General features: G+C 68.7%; 20 protein-coding genes. 10 read left to right on the top strand and 10 right to left on the bottom strand.

Going from position 1 to position 22570, the window contains the following annotated elements:
* Nucleotides 1-55: 55 nt before the first annotated feature.
* Together ACFU5M_RS14660 and ACFU5M_RS14655 are read right to left on the bottom strand one after the other, a co-directional pair.
* Nucleotides 56-922, bottom strand: coding sequence for a DUF6542 domain-containing protein (locus tag ACFU5M_RS14660; protein WP_379048953.1), 867 nt, complete (start codon nucleotides 920-922; stop codon nucleotides 56-58).
* A gap of 58 nt (nucleotides 923-980) precedes the next feature.
* A complete protein-coding gene (locus tag ACFU5M_RS14655; RefSeq protein ID WP_379048952.1) occupies nucleotides 981-2126 on the bottom strand; it encodes a DNA recombination protein RmuC in 1146 nt (381 codons plus the stop codon).
* Nucleotides 2127-2442: 316 nt separating this feature from the next.
* Between ACFU5M_RS14655 and ACFU5M_RS14650 the strand changes: the two genes are divergently transcribed.
* The gene (locus ACFU5M_RS14650) at nucleotides 2443-3618 is read left to right on the top strand and encodes an exonuclease SbcCD subunit D (protein WP_379048951.1); all 1176 of its coding nucleotides are present in this window, start codon (nucleotides 2443-2445) and stop codon (nucleotides 3616-3618) included.
* 34 nt (nucleotides 3619-3652) lie between these two features.
* Nucleotides 3653-6913, top strand: a complete 3261-nt coding sequence (locus ACFU5M_RS14645; protein WP_379048950.1) for an AAA family ATPase — start codon at nucleotides 3653-3655, stop codon at nucleotides 6911-6913.
* A gap of 228 nt (nucleotides 6914-7141) precedes the next feature.
* Here ACFU5M_RS14645 and ACFU5M_RS14640 read toward each other — a convergent pair whose 3' ends face one another.
* The 4 genes from ACFU5M_RS14640 to ACFU5M_RS14625 all read right to left on the bottom strand — a co-directional run bounded on the left by ACFU5M_RS14640 (nucleotide 7142) and on the right by ACFU5M_RS14625 (nucleotide 11991).
* On the bottom strand, nucleotides 7142-7684 hold the full coding sequence (locus ACFU5M_RS14640) for a methylated-DNA--[protein]-cysteine S-methyltransferase (protein WP_379048949.1): 543 nt from the start codon (nucleotides 7682-7684) through the stop codon (nucleotides 7142-7144).
* The gene (locus tag ACFU5M_RS14635) at nucleotides 7681-9312 is read right to left on the bottom strand and encodes a DNA-3-methyladenine glycosylase 2 family protein (protein ID WP_379048948.1); all 1632 of its coding nucleotides are present in this window, start codon (nucleotides 9310-9312) and stop codon (nucleotides 7681-7683) included. The genes ACFU5M_RS14640 and ACFU5M_RS14635 overlap by 4 nt, the downstream gene beginning before the upstream one ends.
* Nucleotides 9313-9475: 163 nt before the next feature.
* Entirely contained in the window at nucleotides 9476-9679 is a 204-nt protein-coding gene (locus tag ACFU5M_RS14630; protein ID WP_379048967.1) for a YbdD/YjiX family protein, read from the bottom strand.
* 53 nt (nucleotides 9680-9732) lie between these two features.
* Complete coding sequence (locus ACFU5M_RS14625) at nucleotides 9733-11991, bottom strand: carbon starvation CstA family protein (RefSeq protein ID WP_379048947.1); 2259 nt, start codon at nucleotides 11989-11991, stop codon at nucleotides 9733-9735.
* Nucleotides 11992-12194: 203 nt separating this feature from the next.
* Between ACFU5M_RS14625 and ACFU5M_RS14620 the strand changes: the two genes are divergently transcribed.
* The 3 genes from ACFU5M_RS14620 to ACFU5M_RS14610 all read left to right on the top strand — a co-directional run bounded on the left by ACFU5M_RS14620 (nucleotide 12195) and on the right by ACFU5M_RS14610 (nucleotide 15339).
* Nucleotides 12195-13508: an ABC transporter substrate-binding protein gene (locus tag ACFU5M_RS14620; protein WP_379048946.1), complete on the top strand. Its 1314-nt coding sequence runs from the start codon at nucleotides 12195-12197 to the stop codon at nucleotides 13506-13508.
* Between the two features lie 50 nt (nucleotides 13509-13558).
* Nucleotides 13559-14434, top strand: coding sequence for a carbohydrate ABC transporter permease (locus ACFU5M_RS14615; RefSeq protein WP_379048966.1), 876 nt, complete (start codon nucleotides 13559-13561; stop codon nucleotides 14432-14434).
* A gap of 65 nt (nucleotides 14435-14499) precedes the next feature.
* Complete coding sequence (locus tag ACFU5M_RS14610; protein ID WP_379048965.1) at nucleotides 14500-15339, top strand: carbohydrate ABC transporter permease; 840 nt, start codon at nucleotides 14500-14502, stop codon at nucleotides 15337-15339.
* Between the two features lie 96 nt (nucleotides 15340-15435).
* Here ACFU5M_RS14610 and ACFU5M_RS14605 read toward each other — a convergent pair whose 3' ends face one another.
* The 3 genes from ACFU5M_RS14605 to ACFU5M_RS14595 are packed head-to-tail and all read right to left on the bottom strand — an operon-like array spanning nucleotide 15436 to nucleotide 16930.
* On the bottom strand, nucleotides 15436-15852 hold the full coding sequence (locus tag ACFU5M_RS14605) for a VOC family protein (protein WP_379048945.1): 417 nt from the start codon (nucleotides 15850-15852) through the stop codon (nucleotides 15436-15438).
* Nucleotides 15853-15862: 10 nt separating this feature from the next.
* Nucleotides 15863-16699 carry a helix-turn-helix domain-containing protein gene (locus ACFU5M_RS14600; RefSeq protein WP_379048944.1) on the bottom strand — a complete coding sequence of 279 codons (837 nt, stop codon included), beginning with the start codon at nucleotides 16697-16699 and terminating at the stop codon, nucleotides 15863-15865.
* Between the two features lie 39 nt (nucleotides 16700-16738).
* On the bottom strand, nucleotides 16739-16930 hold the full coding sequence (locus ACFU5M_RS14595; protein WP_379048943.1) for a hypothetical protein: 192 nt from the start codon (nucleotides 16928-16930) through the stop codon (nucleotides 16739-16741).
* 76 nt (nucleotides 16931-17006) lie between these two features.
* Here ACFU5M_RS14595 and ACFU5M_RS14590 point away from each other — a divergent pair, with 76 nt between their 5' ends.
* Both ACFU5M_RS14590 and ychF read left to right on the top strand, forming a co-directional pair.
* The gene (locus tag ACFU5M_RS14590) at nucleotides 17007-17930 is read left to right on the top strand and encodes a zinc-binding alcohol dehydrogenase family protein (protein WP_379048942.1); all 924 of its coding nucleotides are present in this window, start codon (nucleotides 17007-17009) and stop codon (nucleotides 17928-17930) included.
* Between the two features lie 93 nt (nucleotides 17931-18023).
* The gene (gene ychF, locus ACFU5M_RS14585) at nucleotides 18024-19118 is read left to right on the top strand and encodes a redox-regulated ATPase YchF (RefSeq protein WP_379048941.1); all 1095 of its coding nucleotides are present in this window, start codon (nucleotides 18024-18026) and stop codon (nucleotides 19116-19118) included.
* Between the two features lie 501 nt (nucleotides 19119-19619).
* On the opposite strand, the gene ACFU5M_RS14580 is transcribed toward ychF, so the two are convergent.
* Nucleotides 19620-19799, bottom strand: coding sequence for a hypothetical protein (locus ACFU5M_RS14580; RefSeq protein WP_379048940.1), 180 nt, complete (start codon nucleotides 19797-19799; stop codon nucleotides 19620-19622).
* 276 nt (nucleotides 19800-20075) lie between these two features.
* On the opposite strand from ACFU5M_RS14580, the gene ACFU5M_RS14575 reads away from it, so the two are divergent.
* The 3 genes from ACFU5M_RS14575 to ACFU5M_RS14565 all read left to right on the top strand — a co-directional run bounded on the left by ACFU5M_RS14575 (nucleotide 20076) and on the right by ACFU5M_RS14565 (nucleotide 22499).
* Nucleotides 20076-20612 carry a GNAT family N-acetyltransferase gene (locus ACFU5M_RS14575; protein ID WP_379048939.1) on the top strand — a complete coding sequence of 179 codons (537 nt, stop codon included), beginning with the start codon at nucleotides 20076-20078 and terminating at the stop codon, nucleotides 20610-20612.
* A 300-nt stretch (nucleotides 20613-20912) separates the two neighbouring features.
* Nucleotides 20913-21092, top strand: a complete 180-nt coding sequence (locus ACFU5M_RS14570; protein WP_379048938.1) for a hypothetical protein — start codon at nucleotides 20913-20915, stop codon at nucleotides 21090-21092.
* Nucleotides 21093-21512: 420 nt separating this feature from the next.
* Nucleotides 21513-22499 (top strand): ImmA/IrrE family metallo-endopeptidase, encoded by a 987-nt coding sequence (locus ACFU5M_RS14565; protein WP_379048937.1) that lies wholly within the window; start codon nucleotides 21513-21515, stop codon nucleotides 22497-22499.
* Nucleotides 22500-22570: the final 71 nt, after the last annotated feature.

The raw sequence follows: 22570 nt of genomic DNA, 5'->3' as shown, positions 1-22570 counted from the left end.
CCGCGTCCGGCGGCGGGCCGTAGCCACACCGTCCGTCGGACAGCGGGCGAACCGGTTAGAGGTTCTCCGGCCTGCGCCGTTCCGGGCGGCCCGAATCACGTTCGCGGTAGCGCACGTTGGGCTGGGGATGCGGAGGTGCGTCGCGGCGACGGCCCGCGCCACGCGGTGGTTCGCCTTCGGGCCGCGGCATTGCCCCGGCCGGGCGGTTGGCGCCCCTGGCAGGGGTCCGTCCTTCGCGCGGACGAGCGGGTGCGACGCGCGGCGGAGTGTCGGCGACTTGCGCCGCTGGTCGGCGGGCGGGCCGTGGGGTGGGCTCGTCCGAGTCGCCGGACTCGGGCTCTGCGGGCTCGGCCTTCGGGCGGCGGGTTTTGCGTCGTGGCGAGTCCGGGAGACCCCGGGACGGACGGCCGGGCTTGCTCTTCTTCGCCGGCGGTTTGCCCCAGCCGGCGCCGCGGCGCGACGACGGCGGACGAGTGGACTCCTCTTCGCGGCGGTGCAGATAGATCCGGGCGCCACCGATCAACAGGACGGCGACCGTGGCGAGCATCATGGTCGGGAACCGGTTCACCAGCGGGATCGCCAGGTTGAGCAGGATGTCCTTCAGCGAGGTCGAGCCACGGCCGGTGAGCTGCTGATAGGCCAGCGGCACGGCGACGAAGAGCAGCAGCGGCGGCAGCACCAGCGTGCTGAACAAGCCGCGATAGCGAACGGCGGCGACGGCCACCACACACCCGAGGATGTACAGCGCGGCGAACGTGCCGGTCAGCTCGTCACTGCCGCCGCCGGCATCGATCAGGAACCCCAGAAACGTGCAGGCAACCGCGATCGAGATCGCCGCGCCGACCGGGATCCCCGGCACCGACGGCAGGATCGAGCGTTGCGGCGCGGGCACCCGGGATCGCACACGTTCGGAAGCAGCCACGACATGCACACTAGTTGCCGCCGCTCGCGGCGGCGTGGCGGCACGGCCATAGTCCTGGTTACTCGCCCGCGTCGGCGAAGCCCACCGCGCGGGGCCGCGAATCCACGCGCCCGATGGCGGGCACTTCCCGCGCGGCTATGTCCAGCTCGTGCAGTTTGCGCGCGGTGACCATCACCCGCGACTCCACCGAGGCCACGGTGTAGTTGAAAGCCTCCACCGCCTTGCCGAGTTGCGTGCCCAGCCGGTCCAGGTGCTTGCCCGTCATGCCGAGCCGGTGATACAGCTCAGAGCCCAGCCGCTGCACAGTGGCCATGTCTCTGGACAGCGCCTCCTGCCGCCAACCGAAGGCGATGGTGCGCAGCAACGCGATCAGGGTGGTCGGAGTAGCGAGGATCACGTTGCGGCCGAACGCGTACTCCAGCAGTTCCGAGTCGGTGGTCAGGGCCGCGTCGAGGAACGGATCGCCGGGCACGAACAGCACCACGAATTCCGGCGCCGGATCGAAAGCGGCCCAGTACGCCTTGTCGGACAGCTGGTCGACATGGGCGCGCAGATGCTTGGCATGCCTGGTGAGCAGCTCGGTTCGTACATCGGGGTCATCGGCGCCGCAGGCGTCCAAGTAGGCGGCGAACGGCACCTTGGCGTCCACCACGATGTGCCTGCCGCCGGCCAGGCGCACCACCAGGTCCGGTCGCACCGTGCGGTCGTCCTCGCCGCGACCGGTGCGGGTCACCTGGGTCTGGAAGTCGCAGTGTCTGCTCATTCCGGCCAGCTCGACCACCCGCTCCAGCTGGATCTCCCCCCATCGGCCCCGGACCTGGGGCGCGCGCAGCGCCGCGACCAGCTGCCCGGTCTGCCCGGTGAGCTGGTGCGATGTGCGCTGCATGCTCGCGACCTGTTCGCGCAGGCTCGAATACGCGGTGAGCCGCTGCCGCTCGACCTGCTGGATGTGCTCGTTCAACGCCCCCACCGCCGCGCGCAGCGGTTCCACCATCGCGCCGACGGCGTGCGAATGCCTCCGAGCGGCATCCGCGTTGGCCGCGGTGAGCGACTGCCGGAGCAGCCGTTCGTTGTCCGCGGCCACCGCGAGTCGCGCCTCGGCCGCCACGGCGCGCTGCCCGGCCCGCGCGGCGTGCCCCAGCCATCCGAGGCCGAAACCGGCGGTGAACACCAGCATCAGTGCGACGAGCATCGGTGCGGTCATGGCGCAGATAGTGCCGTACGTCACCGACAAGATCGAGTAGCGAGCAACTGTTCGGCATCGCGTCGGCAACCGGCGCTGCCAGCGCGTCTCCATGCGTCTGGCAAACCATGTGGTTTCTGGCATCCGGAATCGCCCACACCGCGAGGCGCGGGAGGCCATGCGATGTGCGGTGTTTCGGCTGGGCGGCGAACCCCGGCCGACCGGTTCGAACACGTCCGACTCCCTCGCTGAACACGCCGGGCTCTTGCTGGGCGAACCCGGCACAGCGGGCGGGGCGATTGAAGTCTGTCGGTGCCGTGCCCTACGGTTTCGCGGCATGCGGATGCTGCACACCTCGGACTGGCACATCGGGCGCACGTTCCACGGGGTCGATCTGCTTGCCGACCAGGCTCGTTCACTGGCCGCCATCGCGGAGCTGGTGGCCGAGGAGTCGGTCGACGTGGTGGTGCTGCCGGGTGACGTGTACGACCGGTCGATCCCGAGTGCCGACGCGATCGCGGTGTGCAACCAGGGGTTCGAGGCGATCCGAGCCGCGGGCGCCCAGATCGTCGCTACCTCGGGAAATCACGATTCGCCCGCCCGGCTGGGCGCGGGGGCGAGCTTCGCCGCGGCGGGCGGGCTGCATCTGCGTACCACTGTGGCCGACGCCGATCGCCCTGTTCTCTCGGAGGACGCGCACGGACCGGTGGCGTTCTACGGAATCCCGTACTTGGAACCGGAGATCACCCGCGCCGAACTGGAAGTGCCGCAGGCACGTTCGCATGCCGAGATCCTGGACGCGGCCATGGCCAGGGTGCGAGCCGACATCGCGCGACGGCCGGGGGTGCGGACGGTCGTGCTGGCGCACGCCTTCGTCGTCGGCGGGGAAGCCACCGGATCGGAGCGCTCGATTACGGTCGGCGGGGTGGAGACGGTCCCGCTGGCCGCCTTCGACGGCATCGACTATGTGGCGCTCGGCCACCTGCATTCGCCGCAGACGCTCGCCGAACAGGTCCGCTACTGCGGCTCGCCGCTGCCGTATTCGTTCGGCGAGAACGCGCATCGCAAAGCCGTCTGGATCGTCGACCTGGACGCGTCCGGTCTGCATGCGGTGCGCCGCCGGGACCTGCCGACGGTACGGGGCCTGAGCAAACTGACCGGCACCCTGGACGAACTGCTGAGCGGCACGCAGCACAGCGTGGCCGAACAGCATTACGTGTCCGCCGTGCTCACCGACATCGCCCGCCCGGTCGACGCCATGCGCAAATTGCGCGAACGATTCCCCTACGCCGTCCACGTCGAATGGGAGCGGCCCGAGGGGAGCCCGGAACTGCGCTACCGTGAGCGGGTGCACGGCCGCCGCGACATCGAAGTAGCCCACAGCTTCCTCACCGACGTCCGCGGCGCACCCAGCCCCAGCGAGATGACCTGGCTGGAGCGGGCGCTGTCGGCCGCCGTCGCGGAACCGGAACAGGTGACCGCGGTGGCCGCCGCCGAGGAACTGACCGCGTGAGCGCCCTGCCGGAGCCGGGCGTAGGCACGGCGGCATGAGGCTGCACAAGCTCGAGATGACCGCCTTCGGCCCGTTCGCCGACACCACGGTCGTCGACTTCGACGCGCTCGGCGCCGACGGGTTGTTCCTGCTGCACGGCCAGACCGGCGCGGGCAAGACCACGGTGCTGGACGCCATCGCGTTCGCGCTCTACGGCAGAGTCCCTGGCGCGCGCGGGGAGAGCAAGCGACTGCACTCCGACCACGCACCGGAGCAGACGCCACCACAGGTGGTCCTGGAGGCGACCTTGAGCGGGCGGCGGCTGCGCCTGACCCGCAGCCCCGAGTTCCAGCAGGCCAAGCGAGACGGCACGGGCATGCGCACCATCAATCCGAAGGCGACGCTGGCCTGGCTCGACGGCCGGGGGGAGAACCTCTCCCGGATACCGGATATCGGCGATGAGGTGCTGCGCCTGCTCGGCATGAGCGCCGACCAGTTCTTCCAGGTGGTGCTCTTACCGCAGGGCGATTTCGCGCGGTTCCTGCGCGCGGACAACGAAGATCGCGAAAAACTCCTCGAGAAGTTGTTCGACACGCGGCGTTTCGGCACCGCGGAGCAGTGGCTGGCCGACAAACGCCGCGCCGCCGAAGCGGATCTGGACGCTCGCGCGGACGGCGTCAAGCGGCTGATCACCCAAGTGGGCATGGCGGCCGGAGTGACGGATTCGGTCGGTACCGGCGAGTGCGTCGGTTGGTCCCAGGACCTGCTGGCCACGGCCCGCACCGATCTCGCTACCGCCGTCGCGCAAGTCGAGCGCTGCGAACAGGTTTCGGCGCGCGTGCGCGAGCAGGCCGAGCAGCAGCGTCGGCTGCACGACCTGCGTCGCCGCCTGAGCGCGGCGCGCGCCCAACTCGACGACTACGCCGCGGGCGCCGACCGGCGGGCCGCACTGCAAGCCGAACTCGACCTCGCTCGCCGGGCCGAGCCGGTGGCGGCCGCCATCGACGAAGCGCGTTCGGCGGTGCGGACCCAGCGCCGGCGCGACGGCGAAGAGCAGGCCGCGGCACAGCGACTCATGGCCCGGTTGCGGGAACCGGCGAGCGTCGAACTCGGCGGCGCCGAGCTGGTCGATCCCGTCGGCGAGCAAGTCCGCGACGACGCCGACATCGACGCGGTGATCCAGCGCTGGAGCGCCCAGATCGGCGCGCTGGACGAGGTGCGGACCGATGCCGCCACCGCCACCCGGCTCGGCGATGACCTCGCCGCGCTGCGCAGCGAGGACGCGACGCTGGCCCGGCGCGCCACCGAACTCGTCACGCGGCGCGAAGAGCTGCCCGCCGCGCTCACCGCGGCCGAGGCCCGGCTGCGTGAGGCCACCGAAGCGGCCGCGGCCCTGCCCGGCATCACCGCGGAGACCGAGCGGCTACAGGCCGCCGCGACAGCCGCGGTCGAGTTGGCGGCCCGTCGCACCGCGCTCGATCGCGCTCGGATCGAGTTCGACGCCGCCCGCACCGCGCATCTCGACGCCAAGGAACTCGTGCTGGATCTGCGCGAGCGCAGGCTGAGCGGGATGGCCGCCGAACTGGCCGGTGAACTGGTGAACGGGTATCCCTGCGCGGTCTGCGGTTCCGCGGAGCATCCCGCACCCGCCCGGCCTGCCGACGCCGCGGTGTCCAAGGACGAGGAGGAGTCCGCCGTGGCGGCCGAGCGCGCCGCGGAGGACACCCGCGACCGCGCGCTGGCCCGCATCACCGGGCTCGAGCGTGAGATCGAAGCGCTCATCGCTCGCGGCGGCGATACCGACCGCGTCGAACTCGCCGCGGCCCTGCGCGCCGCGACCGACCGCTACGAGGACACGTCGGAACTGGCCGCCGGCGCCGGTGAGCTGGAAGCCGAACTCACCCGTTTGCGCGACGGCGAGGCCCGCCTGCACGAAGAGTTGCGCACATCCGAGGCGCGCCGCAGCGCGGTCGCCGCCACCATCGTCTCCGCTGAGAAGCACCTCGCCGAACTCACCGAACGGCTGCGTACCGCGGCAGGCGCCGACCAGACCATCGACCGCCGGCGTGCGCGGCTCGTCGCCCTCGTCACCGATGCGGCCGCGCTGCGCGACGCCCGCGTCGAAGCGGTGGCGGCGCGTGAGCACGTGTCGGTCATCGCCGACCGGGTCCGAAACCTCGCGCGTGCGGCGGGTTTCGTGCCGGAGGGCGAGTTCGGCGGTCCGCTGCCCGCCCTCGGCGCATCGGCCGCTGCCGACAAGGCGGATCCGTCCGTCGCCGGTTCGGCTCTGTCGCTGGGCTCCGGGGAGACGGCCGCTTCCGGATCCGCTGGTTCAGCCGCGACCGACGAGATGGGTGCGCCTGGCGCGGGTTCGGCTCTGTCGCTGGGCTCCGCTGACAACGCGAGCCTCGCCACTGCTCCTGTCACGGCTCGCGACGATGTCGCGCTCTTGACCGCTTATGCGAAGGTCGTCGCCGCCGCGTCCCGCAGCCCGCAACAGCAGGCCGAGATCGACGCGGAACTCGTGGCCGCCGACCGTGCCCGTGCCGCGGCGGAAGCGGTGCTGGCGGAACCGGAGATCCGAGCGGCGGCGCAGCAGGAGCCCGACGATCCGGCCGAACTCGACGCGCTCGTGGTGGAGGCGCAGACCGCGCTCAACGCCGCCGTGGCCGCCCATGCCGAGGCGAGCAGGCGGGCGAGCCAGCTCGAGGATCTCGGCGGCCAGCTCTGGGCGGCGGTCGACCGGATCGCCCCGGCCCAGCGAGCGTTCGAAGAGCTGGACGGTCTCGCCGACGTGGTCGCCGGGCGCGGTGCGAACAACCGCCGCATGTCCCTGCACTCCTACGTGCTCGCCGCCCGCTTGGAAGAAGTCGCCCAGGCGGGATCGCTGCGGCTGCGCAGAATGTCCGGCGGCCGATACGAATTCGTCCACTCGGACAAGGCGGGTCCACGCGGACGCCGCGGCGGGCTCGGCTTGGACATCCGTGACGATTACACCGGAGCCATCCGTCCGGCCAAGACGCTCTCCGGCGGCGAGACCTTCATGGCCTCGCTGTCGTTGGCGCTCGGCCTGGCCGACACCGTCGCCGCCGAATCCGGGGGCCTGGTACTGGACACCTTGTTCATCGACGAGGGTTTCGGCGGCCTGGACGCCGATACCCTGGACGCCGTGATGGGCGTGCTGGACGAACTGCGCGCAGGCGGCCGCGTGGTCGGCGTGGTCAGCCACGTGGACGAGATGCGCCAACGCATTCCCAGCCGCCTGCACGTCCTACGCGGCCGCGCGGGCTCCCACCTGCAAGCGACGATCGCCTGAGCGTAGGCCTCCGTCCGCGAGAGACGGATGATCTCCTACCGGCGGTTCTCGGACCGATGATGAGCCACTCGTCCCACGCGGCGAACCGGTGATCCTCGGGTCTGCTCGTGCGAGTGCTGCGGACGATGGACGCGGAGACGGCATGAGCACAGCGGAGCGCACGATCGCGGCGGCGTCCGCGAGTGACGGTCTGCCCTCGCAACGGCCGCCGATCTGGTCGCCGGACGCTCACCCCTCGTGGTCGAGCAGCCACCGTTTCACCGGTAGGCCCCAGCGGAAGCCGCCGAGTGCGCCGCCGATGCGCAGGATGCGGTGGCAGGGCACGAAGAGGGCGGCGGCATTGCGGGCGCACGCGTTGGCAGCGGCGCGGGTGGCGGCGGGGCGGCCGGTGCGGGCGGCGAACTCGGTGTAGGTCAGTGGGCTGCCCGCAGGAACGGCGCGAAGTACTTCCCACGCGTGGACGAGAAACTCCCCGGACTGCTGACGCACCGGAATCCGGTCGATCGCGGTGAGATCACCCTCGTGGTAGGCGGTGACGGCGCCGGTCACCTCGCCCAGCGAATCCCGCTGCCGTAACAGGCCGGGGCGCAGGGTGGGGTGGATCAGGCCGCGCAGGTTTTCCGCGTCGGAAGTCCACCCGGCGGCCAAGACCGCGCCGGTGGAGTCGACGAGCGTGGTGAACGGGCCGAGCGGGGTGTCGGTGACAGCGAAATCCGCTGTCGCGGTGAGAGTGCCGCCGACATCGGTGCGGACGGTGATGCTGGTGGTCATGATTCGACACTGCCTTTCGTGGTGGCGAGCGCGGGGACGTCGGGAGATGTGGCGCGACTGGTCAGTGCCGCTTTCCACAGGTGCATGGACAAGTACGACCGCCACGGCGCCCAGCGCGCGGTGTCCGTCAGATCGATGCCGAGCAGGGACGCGCCGCGGCGGACGACCAGGTCGGTGCCGAGTAGGACGTCCGGATCGGCGAGCAAGCGCATGATCACGTAGTCGGCCGTCCACGGTCCGACGCCGTCCAGCGCGAGCAGGTCGCGCCGCAGGTCGGCGGCGGTGCGTCCGGGGTGCAGCGGCAGTTCCCCTGAGGCGAGTGCCTCGGCGGCCGCGATGATGGAACGTATCCGCCGCGCCGGTCCGGTCAAGATCTCGGCGCCACGCTCGGCGATCACTGCCGGTGCCGGGAACAGCAGCGGAATCGGCCCGTCCACCCGTTCCCCGAGCGCCTCGACCAGCCGCGCGGTGTGCGTGGCGGCGGCCGACACCGAGATCTGCTGCCCGATCATGGTGCGCAACAGGAGTTCGGCTCCGTCCACGCATCCGGGTACGCGGATACCCGGGGTGAATGACGGGCCCGCCGTGTCGAGCGGCTCCGTCTCGGTCAGCGCCTCGGTGGCCGGCGGCGACCCCGACCCTGCGTCGGGCAGGTACTCGGCGGCCTGCTCGGGCGGTTGCCCCGATGAAGGCAAGCGCACCGCGGGGCCGCCACCGAGTGCTTCATCGATCCCTATCGGGTCGGCGTCCAGATCCAGCAGGTGCCGCAGCCTGGTCACCGTCGGCGCGAGATCGCGCATGTCGTGGAGGGACATTTCCGCCCGCACATGGTCGCGCTGGAAGCTCAGCCGCGCGGTGGCGTGCCCGTGTGGCGTGCGCAGATTCCTGGTGTAGGTGCGGTTCTCCCACAATTCCATGCCCGGCACGACGTGGGCGGACAGGAACCACTCCAGCCAGGCGCGGTCGAGCGGTTCGCGGTAGGGCAGCCGCAGGGTGAGCGATCCGCTGCCGGCCTGCGCCGGGCGCGCGGGAGCGCCGGTCTTCGCGCGCTGTGCTTCGAGCCGCATGGTGGTGGGGCTGACCGCGAACACCTCGCGCACCGTGTCGTTGAACTGGCGGATGGAGGCGAAGCCCGCCGCGAAGGCGATATCGGACATGGGCATGGCGGTGGTCTGGATCAGCAGCCGCGCGGTGTGTGCCCGGTGTGCCCGTGCCAGCGCCAGCGGCCCCGCGCCCAATTCCGTGGTCAGCACTCGGGTGAGCTGCCGCTGGGAGTAGCCGAGCGTGGCGGCCAGCCCGGGTACTCCGGCCCGCTCGACCACGCCGTCGCCGATCAGCCGCATCGCCCGCGCGGCCAGATCCGCCCGCGTGTTCCACAGCGGCGATCCGGGCGCCGCGTCCGGCAGGCAGCGGCGGCAGGCGCGGTAGCCCGCCTGCTGGGCCGCGGCGGCGGTCTGCAGGAAGGACACGTTGGCCCGCTTCGGCGTGATCGCCGGACACGAAGGGCGGCAATAGATTCCGGTGGTCCGCACCGCGGTGAAGAATTGCCCGTCGAATCGAGAGTCCCGGGTCGACACCGCCCGGTAGCACCGTTCGAAATCCAATGCCGTGATCGTCACGCACACCACAATGTCAGCTGCGGCGGACCCGTGCTAGCGGAAATCAGCCATGACCGCCGGTGGCTGTCGCGACCTCGCACAACGATCATGACATCGCACAGCCGCCGCCTGGTCAGCGGTGTGGCGACCACCGAAACGGGGTGTGACGGCGCGCGCCCAAATTTTCTTCTCCTCAGCAGCAGCGATTGGCCGGGTTGCGATCCGCCTCGGCGTGCCGCTGCCGCCAGTACTCCCGCTCGGTCGGAATGGCGCAGCCCGGATGCCTGCGCCGCAGATGCTCGACGTAGCGCCGGTAATCCTGCCCGCCCAGGATCGAGTCGAACCACCAGACGCCCGCCCGAACGCCGTCGCCACAGGCGCGGGCCGCGGCGCGCAGCCGGGTGCCGACCGGTCGCCCGGACCGGCCGGCACCCGGGGAAGCGGAGTCGCTCATTGCGCGTGGACGTGTGCCGCGCCGGGAGCGCGCACCTTTCCGGTCGCGATCAACTCGTCCCACTGCTTCTGCACTTCCTTCTCCGCCGCGGTGGCGACGAAACCGCTGGGCGCGAAGATCTTCGACGGCTCCTCCGGCGTCTCGGTGGTCGTCGTCTCCCCGGAGCGCCAGGCACGGTAGGCCACCACCGCGCCGACCACCGCCACGATCAGCACCAGCACCGCGAACACGATCGACAACGTGCCCTGGATGAAGGTGTTGCGCACGATCGCGGTCATGTCGTCCTGCGTCTTCGCCGTCAGGCACAGCTTCCCGGCGTCCTGTGCGGCCTGGCAGATGCTGTGCTGCTTCCAGTAACCGAGCTTCGGGTCGGCGGAGAAGATCTTCTGCCACGACGCCGTCATGGTCACCAGCAGGTCCCAGACCAGCGGAATACCGGGAACCCAGGCCCATTTCGCGAGGCCCTTCTTCACCACGATCACCAGCACCACGGTCAACGCGATGGCCGCGAGCAACTGGTTGGCGATGCCGAACAGCGGGAACAGCGTGTTGATGCCGCCCAGCGGGTCGGTGACGCCCATCAGCAGAATCGAACCCCATGCCGCGACCACGATGGCGGAGCACAGCCACGCGCCCACCCGCCAGGACGGATCACGGAACTTCTTCGCCGGCCCGCCGAAGTTGCCCAGCGCGTCCGAGAGCATGAACCGCGCCACGCGGGTGCCCGCGTCGATCGTGGTGAGGATGAACAGTGCCTCGAACATGATCGCGAAGTGGTACCAGAACGACTTCATGCTCGCGCCGCCGAGGAACTGGTGGAACACCTCGGAGATGCCGACCGCCAGCGTCGGCGCGCCGCCTGTGCGCGAGATGATCGACGATTCGCCGACGTCGCTGGCCGCCTGGCTCAACTCCGCCGGAGTGACCGCCGGACCGCTGAGCCCGAGGCTGTTGGTGTATGCCGCCGCCTTCTCCGCGGTGCCGCCGGTGAGGCCGAGCGGCGCGTTCATCGCGAAATACAGGTGCTGGTCGATGATCGAGGCGGTGATGATGGCCATGACCGCGACGAACGACTCCATCAGCATGCCGCCGTAGCCGATCATCCGCGCGTGCGTTTCCTTCTCCAGCAGCTTCGGCGTGGTGCCGGAGGACACCAGCGCGTGGAAACCGCTCAGCGCGCCGCAGGCGATGGTGATGAACAGGAACGGGAACAGTGAGCCCGCGAAGGCCGGCCCGGTGCCGGTGGACGCGAACGAGGAGACCGCCGGCGCGTGCAGCACCGGCAGCGTCACCAGGATGCCCACCGCGAGCAGCACGATGGTGCCGACCTTCATGAACGTCGACAGGTAGTCGCGCGGCGCCAGCAGTAGCCACACCGGAAGCACCGACGCGACGAAGCCGTAGGCGATCAGCAGCCAGGAGATGGTCACCGGCGAGAGCGTGAACCAGTCCGCGCCCCAGTCGGTTTCCGACACCCAGCCGCCGCTCACGATGGCCAGCAGTAGCAGGGCGAACCCGATCACGGAGACCTCGCCGACCTTGCCCGGCCGCAGGAACCGCAGGTACACGCCCATGAACAGCGCGATCGGGATGGTCATGCCGATCGAGAAGACGCCCCACGGGCTGTGCGCGAGCGCGTTGACGACCACCAGCGCGAGCACCGCGAGGAGGATCATCATGATCACCAGCACGCCGATGATGGCCGACCAGCCGCCGATCACGCCCAGTTCGTCCCGGGCCATCTGCCCGAGGCTGCGACCGCGCCGCTTCATCGAGACCCACAGCACCAGGTAGTCCTGCACCGCGCCGGCCAGCACCACGCCCACCACGATCCAGATGGTCCCCGGCAGGTAGCCCATCTGCGCGGCCAGCACCGGTCCGACCAGCGGACCCGCGCCCGCGATGGCGGCGAAATGGTGCCCGTAGAGCACCCGCCGGTCCATCGGCATGTAGTCCTTGCCGTTCTCCAGGATCTCGGCGGGAGTGGCCAGGTCGTCACGTGGTTTGACGATCTTGCGTTCGATGAATCTGGCGTAGAACCGATACGCGATGATGTAGGTGGACACCGCCGCGATCACGATCCACACCGCGTTCACCGATTCGCCCCGCGAGATGGCGAGCACCGCCCAAGCTATGGCGCCGAGTACGGCGATCCCGGCGAAGATCACTTTCTTGGCCGGTGTGATCGGGGACTTGTCGACCACGCCGACGGGCGGCAGATCGGGATCGGTCCGCAGATATTCGATTGTCGCCATCTGCCTTCTCTCCTGTAAAACGCGCAGGATCTTGCTGAAACACGTGACAACGTATCCGATCGATGATCGCCGTCGTGCCGATTCCGGACGCCGGGCGGGCACCGTGAAATATTGTTCATGTGTCGGCCGTCACCGCGTGATTGCCGAACGTATGCTGCCATGCGGTTCGAGAAGCTCCACATCCGCCCTGGAGGAGGGCTGTGTTGCGTGCGAATCCCGTCGCCCGGGTCCGTCGCCGGACGCTGCTCGGGTCGGCGCTGGCCGTGCCGCTGCTGGCGAGTGGCGGCTGTGGTTCCGATGACGATGCGTTGACCTTCTTCTTCCAGGCCAGGCCGGAAGAGGCGCGGGTGCGGCTGAAGATCATCGACGAGTTCCGGAAATCGCACCCGGAGATCAGGATTCGCACCATCATGTCGGGGCCGGACCCGTTGCAGCAGATGCTCACCTACTGCGCGGGCGGTAAGTGCCCGGACGTGTTGATGGCGTGGGAGCTGCTGTATTCCGGGCTGGCCGAGCGCGGCGTCCTGCTGGATCTGAACACGCTGCTGGACCGCGATGCGCGATACGCAGCCGAGCTGAAAGCCGACAGCTACCCGGCGCTGTACGGCACCTTCGCTTACGCCGGCGGCCAGTACGCTCTGCCCGAGCAGTGGTCCGGCGTGTTCCTGTATTACAACCGGGCGCTGTTCGACGAGGCCGGGATCACCCCGCCCGCACGCTGGCGGGACGCCTGGTCGTTCGACGAGTTCCTCGCCGCCGCCCAGGCGTTGACCAGGCGCGACTCGTCCGGACGGACCCGGTGGGGTTTCGCCGACGCCTGGGTGCCGTACTTCTCGGCGGCCTGCTTCGGGATGAACAACGGCGCCGAATGGTTCTCGCCCTCGATGAACCCGACCAGGACCAACCTCGGCGATCCACGGTTCGCGGAAGGATTCCAGTTCTACGCCGATCTCGCCGTGCGCCACCGCGTGGCGCCGAAAGCCGCCGACACGCTCTCGGTCTCGGCGCCCGACCTGTTCCGGCGCGGCCGGGCGGCGATGGCGTTGGGCGGGCATTGGCTGTACTCCGAATTCGCCGGGCACGACGATCTCGCGATCGACGTCACGGTGCTGCCGGTCGGCCCGCGCGGCGGTCCCGGCGCCATCACCGACGTCGGCAGCACCGGCCTGGCCATCGCCGCGGACAGCCCGCGCGTCGAACAGGCCTGGGAGTTCGTGAAGTTCGCGACCGGGCCGGTGGGGCAGGCGATCATCGCCGCGTCCGGGCTGTTCGTTCCGGTGCTGGCATCGGCCATGAGTTCGCCGGGTTTCGCCGCCGCGCACCGGGAGATCCGCAATCTCGAGGTGTTCACCGACGGCCCGGCCAGCTCCCGCCCGCTTCCGGTGACACCCGCGTGGGGCAAGGTGTCCGCCCTGCTCGAGCGTGGCTCCAACCGGGTGCTGCGTGGCGCCGCCACCGCCGAGTCCTTGGATGGGCGTTTCGCCGCCGACGTCGACGCGCTGCTGGACACACCATGACCGGCGCACAGGAATCGCAAACGTCGGGCAAAGGTGGCGTCGCCTCCCGGTTGGCGCGGCGGCGGGAACGGGCCGGGTGGGCATTCGTCGCGCCCAATGTCGCGGCTGTCGCGATTTTCTTGTTGTTCCCGCTGGCATTCTCGCTCTATCTGAGTTTTCATTCGTGGGACTTGTTCAGCCCCATGCGTTTTGTCGGGGTGGACAACTACCGGCGACTGTTCGGATCCGACCCGTTGTTTCTCATCGCCTTGCGCAACACGGCCGTTTTCACCGTCTCGACCTTGGTTCCCACGGTGCTGATCGGACTCGCCGTCGCCGCCGCGCTGAATCGAAAGATGTTCGGAATAGGCTTATTCCGCACCTCGGCTTTCCTGCCGTTGGTGGCCTCGGCGGTCGCCATGGCCGTGGTGTGGCGGTTCCTGTTCACCGACGACGGACTGCTGAACTCGGCGCTGGGCCGGATCGGCATCGGCGTGGTGCCCTGGCTGACCGACCCCGATTGGGCGCTGGTCTCGCTCAGCATCGTCACCGTCTGGAAGAGCGTGCCGTTCGCGACGGTCATCCTGCTCGCCGCCATGCAGGGCGTGCCGGAGACGCTCTACGAGGCTGCGAGGATCGACGGAGCAGGTGCGCTGCGGCGGTTCCGCGCGATCACCCTGCCGCTGATCCGGGGGCCGTTGTCGTTCGTCTTCATCATCACGATCATCAATTCGGTGCAGGCGTTCGACCAGGCATACGCGCTGACCGGCGGGAACGGGGGACCGGAGACGGGCACCTACCTGTTGGGGATCATGCTGTTCCAGAACGCGTTCGGCTTCTACGAGGTCGGTTACGCCTCCGCGCTCGCCTGGGTGATCTTCGCGATGCTGTTCCTGCTGACCGTGGTGCAGCTGCGGCTGGCCCGGCGGTCGGAGGTGGAACAGTGAACACCTGCCAGGTGGTGCGGCGCGCACTGCCGGCCGGGCACGGTCGTGCGAGCGTCGCCTTCGGCCTGGTCGACCGGGCGATCGTGCGGCGGGTGGTGCGGGGGACGGCGATATACGCGGTGCTGGTCGGCATCGCGTGGTGCGCGCTGCTGCCGATCCTGTGGGCGGTGTCGGGCTCGCTGAAGCGGGACGGTGAGATCGCCGACGCGGCCCTTCTCCCGCAGCGGCCGCAGTGGTCGAACTACGGGAAGGTCTTCGAGCTGCTGCCGATGGGACGGATGCTGCTCAACACGACGGTCTACGCGCTGTGTGTCACGGCGGGGCAGGTCTTCTTCTGCTCGCTGGCGGGTTACGCGTTCGCGCGCCTACGTTTCCGCGGACGAGACATCTTGTTCCTCGCCTACCTCGCGACGCTGATGGTGCCGCTGACCGTGACGGTGATCCCGCAGTTCCTGCTGATGCGGGCGTTCGGCTGGGTGGACACCCCGTGGGCGATGATCGTTCCCGGTCTGTTCGGCAGCGCGTTCGGCACCTATTTGATGCGACAGTTCTTCCGCACGCTGCCCGATGAACTGGAGGAGGCCGCGATCCTCGACGGCTGCTCCACGTGGCAGGTCTACTGGCGAGTCCTGCTGCCGCACACCCGTCCGGCCCTGATGGTGCTCGCCGTGCTCACCTGGATCACCGTGTGGAACGACTTCCTCTGGCCGCTGGTCATGATCCAGCGCGAGGACGTCGCCACCGCGACACTGGGTCTTGTCCGGCTGCAAGGCCAGTACCACACCCAGTGGCCGATCCTCATGGCCGCCGCGGTCGTCATCCTGGTTCCGCTGCTGGTGATCTACGCGATCGCCCAGCGCGCGTTCATCCGCGGCATCGCGATGTCGGGGCTCGGCGGGCGCTGAGCAGCGCCTTGCCCGGCAACGGGGGGAAGAAGCCGCCGCGGGGCCTCGGCCGAGCCCCGCGGTCAACTAGCGAACGAGCGTCGTCAGCCGTGCTGATCAAGCGCCCCGGTAAGTGCCGAAACTCCAGAGGTTGCCTTCCGGGTCGCGGACCGTGAAGCCGCGCGAGCCGTAGTCCTCGTCGCGCAGGCCGCGGACCACTTCGGCGCCCGCGGCGGTCGCTCGGGCGAACAGGGCGTCGGGCTCCTCGCAGACCAGATAGATCGAGTCCGTACCGGTCGGACGGGTACCGAACGGGCTGTCGTCCTTACCGGCCGAGCCGAACATGATGCCGCCGCCCAGCGGCCAGCGCAGTTCCGCGTGCTCGACGATCGACGGGTCGTCCTCGCGGGTGTAGCGCGCGGCCTCCCGGAAGCCGAACGCCTCGACGAGGAAGGTCGCCATGGCGCGGGCATCGCGGAAGGTCAGCGTGGGCCAGACGGCGGTGCGGGTGCTGGTTTCTGTCGGATTCGTCATGGGTTCATCGTCAGCCGGCGGACTCGTCGGCGGCTTGGACGGATGGAACCTCCTGCGCGAGCCAGCCGGTCGGGCTCGTTCCGGCGAGGTCGGCGAAGTCGCGGTCCAAATGGGCCTGGTCGTAATAGCCGCAAGTCGCGGCGACCTGGGCGATCGTGATGTAGGAGGGCGTGTGCGCGAGCATGCGGCGGGCTCGTTCGAAACGCGTGATCCGGGCCGCGAGCTTGGGGCTCAGACCGAACTCGCGATTGAACCGGCGCGTCAGATGCTGTCTGCTCCAACCGATCTCCTCGGCCAGCGGGCCGACCGCGATCGCGCCGCCGGAACCGACCACCGCGCGCCAGGCCCAGGTCAATTCCGCACTCACCGAGCGGTCCGGATCGGCGAGCGCGCAGAGCAGCCGATCGCAAACGGCGAAACGTTCCGGCCAGCTCGGCGCGTATTGCAACCGTTCCCACAGCTCCAGGCCGGCGGGACCGACGACGTCGGAGAATTCGACCGACGTGTCCCACAGCGCCGCCGCGGGCATGCCGAACAAGGTGCGGCAACCGAGCGGCGTGAGCGCCACGGCCACCCCCTCTTGGTGACCGTCGTGCGCGATCAGCGCTGTGCTCGCCTGTAAGCCGCTCAGCACGCACCGGTAAGTCTGCGGAGACTGTCGTGGGTCGGTCTGCTCGACGACGTCGATCGTCGGTCCGATCGCGACGATGAAGGTCATGTGCCGTGAGGGCAACCCACGATGGATCGCCGCCGCGAACCCGGACATGCGATACCCGATGTAGCGGTCGATGAACGCGGCGAGCACGGGCGCGGGACGCGCCGTCACCACCTCAGTGGTCGGCTCCATACGGGTCACGCTACGCCGGGGGGCCGACATGCGGCCCGATCAGTTCGCGACGTCGCGGATCGCCTCTTCCTCGGTGGCCGTGTCGAGCAGACAGGTGGCCGAGTCGTCGCGGGTGATGCGGATGCCGAACAGCGCGTTCCGTTCGACCGCGGTGCGGTAGGAGCCTTTCGCCGCGTTGTCCGTGAGCCGGGTGGCTCTCCAGCGGTTCCAGCCGCCGGTGAGATGTACCACTACAGCGTGTAGTGGACTGTGATCAGCCCTCGCGATCCGGTTACCGTTACGCCTTCTAACGATTTCTGGAGGTGTCATGCGGCGGGTGCAGTACGAGCGCAGCGGTGGTCCCGAGGTGCTCGAGCTCGTCTCGGTCGAGATCCCGACGCCAGGACCAGGGGAGTTGCTGGTCCGTGTCGAGGCGGTCGGGGTGACCCTGCCGGTGGTGCGGAAGGTGCGTGAGCAGCGCGAACCGATCGCGTTGGGCGGCGAGGTCGCGGGCGAGGTGGTCGCGGTCGGCGAGGGTGTCGAACGGTACGCGCCCGGCTACCGCGTGACCGGCCTCGTGTTCGGGCACGGCTATGCGGACTACGCCGTGCTGTCGGCGGCCATGGCGTCGCCGATTCCCGACGGAGCGTCGGCGGTCGACGCGGTCGCGCTGGTGCGCAGCGGCTTGGTGGCGCTCGGCGCGCTCGATGCCGCGTCGCCGCAGGAAGGCGAGTCCACTTTGATCACCGCCGCCGCGAGCGGCATCGGCCATCTCGCCGTCCAGTTGGCGCGGGTGCGCGGCGCGGCGCGGGTGGTCGGCGCGGTGTCGGATCTCGCGAAGGCCGAGTTCGTCCGGGAACTCGGGGCCGACGACGTGGTCGAATACGGCCGAGAGTCCTGGGGCGCTCCCGTCGACTACGTGCTCGACGCGGTCGGCGGCGACCTCTTGACGCCCGCGCTCGCGGCCCTCGCCCCCGGCGGCCGTTTGGTCGCCTACAGCTCCGGCGGCGGCACCATTCAGGCATACGACCTGCTCGTCGGAGCGAAATCCGTCATCGGCTTCCAGATCGCCCGCATCGCGCGAACGCAGCCCGACCTGTACGAGCACTGGCGCCAAGAGCTGTGGCAGTACTTCGCCTCCGGCCAACTACGCCCCGCCGTACACGCCGAATACCCCCTCGAAGAAGCCGCCGCCGCCCACACCACCATCGAGCGCCACGCCAACCTCGGCAAAGTCGTCCTCATCCCCTGATGCGGGCTCCGCGAGTGGCACATGGTCGCGGCAAAGGCCGAGAAGACCTCTCCACCATGTGCCACTCGTGGGGGAGGGTAGACTCTGCTCCTCGTGAGTCTCACCCTCGGAATTGTTGGCCTGCCTAACGTCGGGAAGTCGACGCTGTTCAATGCGTTGACGAAGAACGACGTGCTCGCCGCGAACTACCCGTTCGCGACGATCGAGCCGAACGTCGGCGTGGTTCCGTTGCCCGATCCGAGGCTGAACAAGCTGGCGGAGATCTTCTCGTCCGAGCGGATCGTGCCTGCCACCGTGTCGTTCGTCGACATCGCGGGCATCGTGAAGGGCGCATCGGAGGGTGCGGGCTTGGGCAACAAGTTCCTCGCCAACATCCGCGAAGCCGACGCCATCTGCCAGGTGGTGCGGGTGTTCGCCGATGACGACGTGGTGCACGTCGACGGCCGCGTCGACCCGGGCGCCGACATCGAGGTGATCGAGACCGAACTCATCCTCGCCGACCTGCAGACGCTGGAGAAGGCGGTCGTGCGGTTGGAGAAGGAAGCCAAGGTCAAGAAGGAACGCAAGCCGGTCGCCGACGCCGCCAAGGCCGCGCAGGAGATCCTCAACAGCGGCACCACCCTGTTCGCCGCAGCGGACAAGGTGGACACCGAACTGCTGAAAGAGCTCTCGCTGCTCACCACCAAGCCCTTCCTCTACGTCTTCAACGCCGACGAATCGGTGCTCACCGACGAGGCGAAGGTCGCCGAGCTGAAAGCCTCTGTCGCTCCGGCCGATGCCGTCTTCCTCGACGCCAAGGTCGAAGCTGAGCTCCTGGAGCTCGACGAGGAATCCGCCATCGAGCTCCTCGAATCCATCGGCCAAACCGAACCCGGCCTGCACGCCCTGGCCCGCGCCGGCTTCCACACCCTCGGCCTCCAGACCTACCTGACCGCAGGCCCGAAAGAAGCCCGCGCTTGGACCATCCACCAAGGCGACACCGCCCCCAAGGCCGCGGGCGTCATCCACACCGACTTCGAACGCGGCTTCATCAAAGCCGAAGTCGTCGCCTACAACGACCTGGTCGAAGCCGGCTCCATGGCCGCCGCCAAAGCCGCGGGCAAGGTGCGCATGGAAGGTAAGGACTACGTCATGGCGGACGGCGACGTCGTCGAGTTCCGTAGCGGATTAGCATCTGCGAAGAAGTAGGGCGGCGCGGGTATCGCTGCTGGTAGAGACTCTGCTGAAGCCCTCATCTGGTGTTCGGGTGGGGGCTCGGTCGTTTGGTTGACGCCGTGCGATGGCTGGTTCGGTTACACGGTATGCGGCATGCTCACTCGTTCTGGCTGAAGTCAGCTGACGGGTGCGATCTAGGACGTCTTACGCTGATGTTGCGTGGGAACCTATGGGAAGTCCCGCACCGTCGGAGGTAGGCATGTCCATCGTCCCCTCGGTTCTAAGTGCTGTAGTTGCGTCCATTGCCGCCCTCCTAGCTGGGCATCACTCTCTACGTCTCAGGGCGACGTGGGAACCGAAAATGGTTGCGGGAGTCTCTGATCGACGCATATGTCGACTATCTGGACGCCAGCTTCTGCAGCCGTGGCGCGTACGCCCGCATCGCTCGCGTCGACGGCAATGACGCTACTGCGTTCGCGAGATGCGGAAACGTACCGATGAAGCGTATGACGCTCGAGGTGTAGTCCTCCTCGCCTACGCCTCATTGCCCCGGTCGGCGTGGTTGCAGCTGCCGAGGCGCTCCACCTCGCTGACTACGGCGTCATGCGCGCAACCTTTGACCGCCAGCAACCTCCGACCGACGATGATGAATGGGCCACCGCCCGCGACGAGCAGCATCGCGCTCGCGAGCACTTCATCCGCGTAACCAGACAATCGTTAAGGCTTGGACGAGGGCGCTCTGTTACCAGAGGTTTCGAGTACCCGGGCCCGTAGCGGCTCTGCGTCGTCAGCGTTGCACTTCGCTGTTCCGCGCAGCACGCTTAGGGGCAGAGGCGGGCGTTCCCGAACGCACGAACTGCGGCACTTGCGGGCGTCTGGCCTCTAGACGCGAACCGTGAACCTGTCGCCCAGTCGGTATCGGTTCGGTGTGGCTGTGTCGCCTTGGAATGAAGTTGCGTGCCTGCGGCTCTCCGGTGTGGGGTGGGGCTCATGACAGCGCTGGTGGTGCCGGTAATGGAGGGCAAGGGGATTCGGCTGCGCCCCTTCATGACAGCAGACGTGAGTTTGATCATCGACGCAGGGCAGGATCCGTTGATTCCGTTGATTACGACGGTGGTTGCTCATGGAGACGAGGCCGACGGGCAAACATTCATCCGGCGCCAACACCAACGGGCAGCGACCGGGGAAGGGTGGTCGTTCGCCGTCTCGGATCTCGACACCGATTCGGCGGTAGGGCAGATCGGGCTCTGGCGGCGCGACATCCGTCATGGCAGAGCCGCGGTCGGCTACTGGATCGGACCGGGCTATCGACGCCGTGGTTACGCAGGGCGGGCTCTGCGCCTGCTCAGCTCGTGGGCGGTGACTCTGGAGGAAGTGTCGCGGCTCGAGCTATATGTCGAACCGTGGAACGAGGGATCATGGCGCGCCGCGCAGTCGGCCGGATACCAGCGTGAGGGCTTGCTTCGCAGATGGGAGAAGATCGCTGGCGAACCCCGCGACATGTACATGTATGCGCGCCTTTCCTGACAGCACACCGCGACGATCCGGGGTCGCGGGCAGCCTACCGCCATCCGCTTCTCGGCATGATGGTGCGTTGCCGAGCCCGAGATAACTTCGGCCTGTTGATCTTCGGGCGTAGCGTGTGGCCGGTTCGTTCAGCGCGCACAGCGGCAGTTGAGTGCGTTCGGCCGGCCGCGGGTCGCCAGTCCGAATCGACCCGTAAGCGGCATGAGCGCACCCCTCAGCTGGGAACAGCCAGTTCGGCCATGATCTCCTGGCGGCCCTGCTCGGTGAAACATCGACTCCCGATGAGCCGATTCGATTAGCGTGGAGTCCAATCACGCACCTGCCGTAGCTTTGCTCATCGGAATTCTCGTGCTCACCACCCTCGTGGTGGTGACACTTCGGTGGCGCGGCAAGTCCTGGCTTGTGGTGGTGCTCGGTGGTGTGGCCACGGTGGTCATCGGCTACGTCGTGGGCCTGGCGGTGATCTTTCTGATGTGGTGAAGACCGTTGCCCACGGAGTCGATCACCGTGTTCGCGCCCGACATTCGGTGCGGTTTCAAGCGGCCATCGCAACACCTCGTAAACGCAACATAATCGGCATGAGCGCGCACTCGAGTCCGCTAGCGCCAGCTTGGTGATGTGGCCGGGGGAGTGGTTCCGACGTGTTGCCGAGCGGCGGGACCCGTGAGTCGCGTAGAGGTTATTCGGCTTCGGAACGCGAGTTCAGCTCTGAACAGGGGGTTTTACGTCCAGGTATTGGATGTCAAGTGGGTCGAGTTCCGCAGCGGATCAGCATCTGCGAAGAAGTAACGCTGTGCGCGCATCGCTGCTGGTAGGCAGTCTGCTGAGTCCCGCTCAATATCTGCCTAGGGCCCAGGCGATTTGCCAGGGCGGCAAGCCTGGCCGCTCGGTCAGAGCGGTTTGACGCGCACGCACGCGGGTCAGTACGAGGCCGGCATCAACTCGCCGCGCGCCGACGTGCTGGACCGTTTGGTGAAGGCCCTGGACGTTCGCCCGGGGTTCTTCGGCGTCGGTCGCCCTCTGGCTCGCATCGACACGGTGAACGCCCACTTCCGGAGCCTTCGTTCGGCGCGCGTGAGCGACCGACAAAAGGCGCTGGCCACGACGACCTTGGTGTGGGAGTTGACATTCGCGCTTGAGCGGCACGTCAAGCTTCCTGAGGCTGACCTCCCTGGGGTCGACCGGGGCATTGCGCCCGCCGAGGCCGCCGCGCTTCTGCGCCAGCACTGGGGCCTGCCCGATGGCCCAGTCAAGCACTTGGTCGCCACGGCCGAGTCCCGCGGCATCGTCGTCGCTGTGCGCCCGCTCGGCGAGATCGACGCCGTCGATGCCTTCTCCGTTGTGATTGTCGATCGTCCGATCATCATCACGACCCCGCGGCGGACCGAGAACGTATTTACCCACCGATTCTCGATTGCGCATGAGATTGGGCACTTGCTGCTGCACACCGACTCCGGCGAGCACAGTGCAGCCATCGAGAAGGAGGCCGACGAATTCGCCGCCGCATTCCTGACGCCGGCTGCGTCCATGGATGCCGCCCTACCGCAGCGGCTTGACCTGGCCGCGCTCGACCGGCTGGGCAGGACTTGGGGCGTCTCGCCCCACTCACTGGTTCGCCGGATGGTCGAGCGCGGCCGCACCACCGAATCGTCCGCGCGTCGGGCGTACCAACGCCTCGCTATGGTTATCGACCCGTCCGCCGATCCGTCGAGCGCGTACCCGGGGGAGGTGCCGACGCTGCTGAGGAAGGCAGCCGAGCTCGCTGGCGACCATGGGGTGAGTATCCCCGCCCTCGCCGATGTCCTGAAGATCAGCCCAAGGCAGGTCCGCGACCCCCTCGGAGAGGCTGACCAACGGCCAGTACTGCGCCTCATCGGCAACAAGTGAAGGCAACTTCACTGGCGGAACTCACCTGACGACCAGGAAGGAACCTGGTGGTACGACCGGTGCCAGCGTTG

Origin of the sequence: Nocardia sp. NPDC057455 (genome assembly GCF_042802775.1) — a bacterium.
Lineage (GTDB): Bacteria > Actinomycetota > Actinomycetes > Mycobacteriales > Mycobacteriaceae > Nocardia.
The sequence above is the reverse complement of the archived record's forward strand: the minus strand, read 5'-3'. Positions and strand labels throughout refer to the sequence as shown.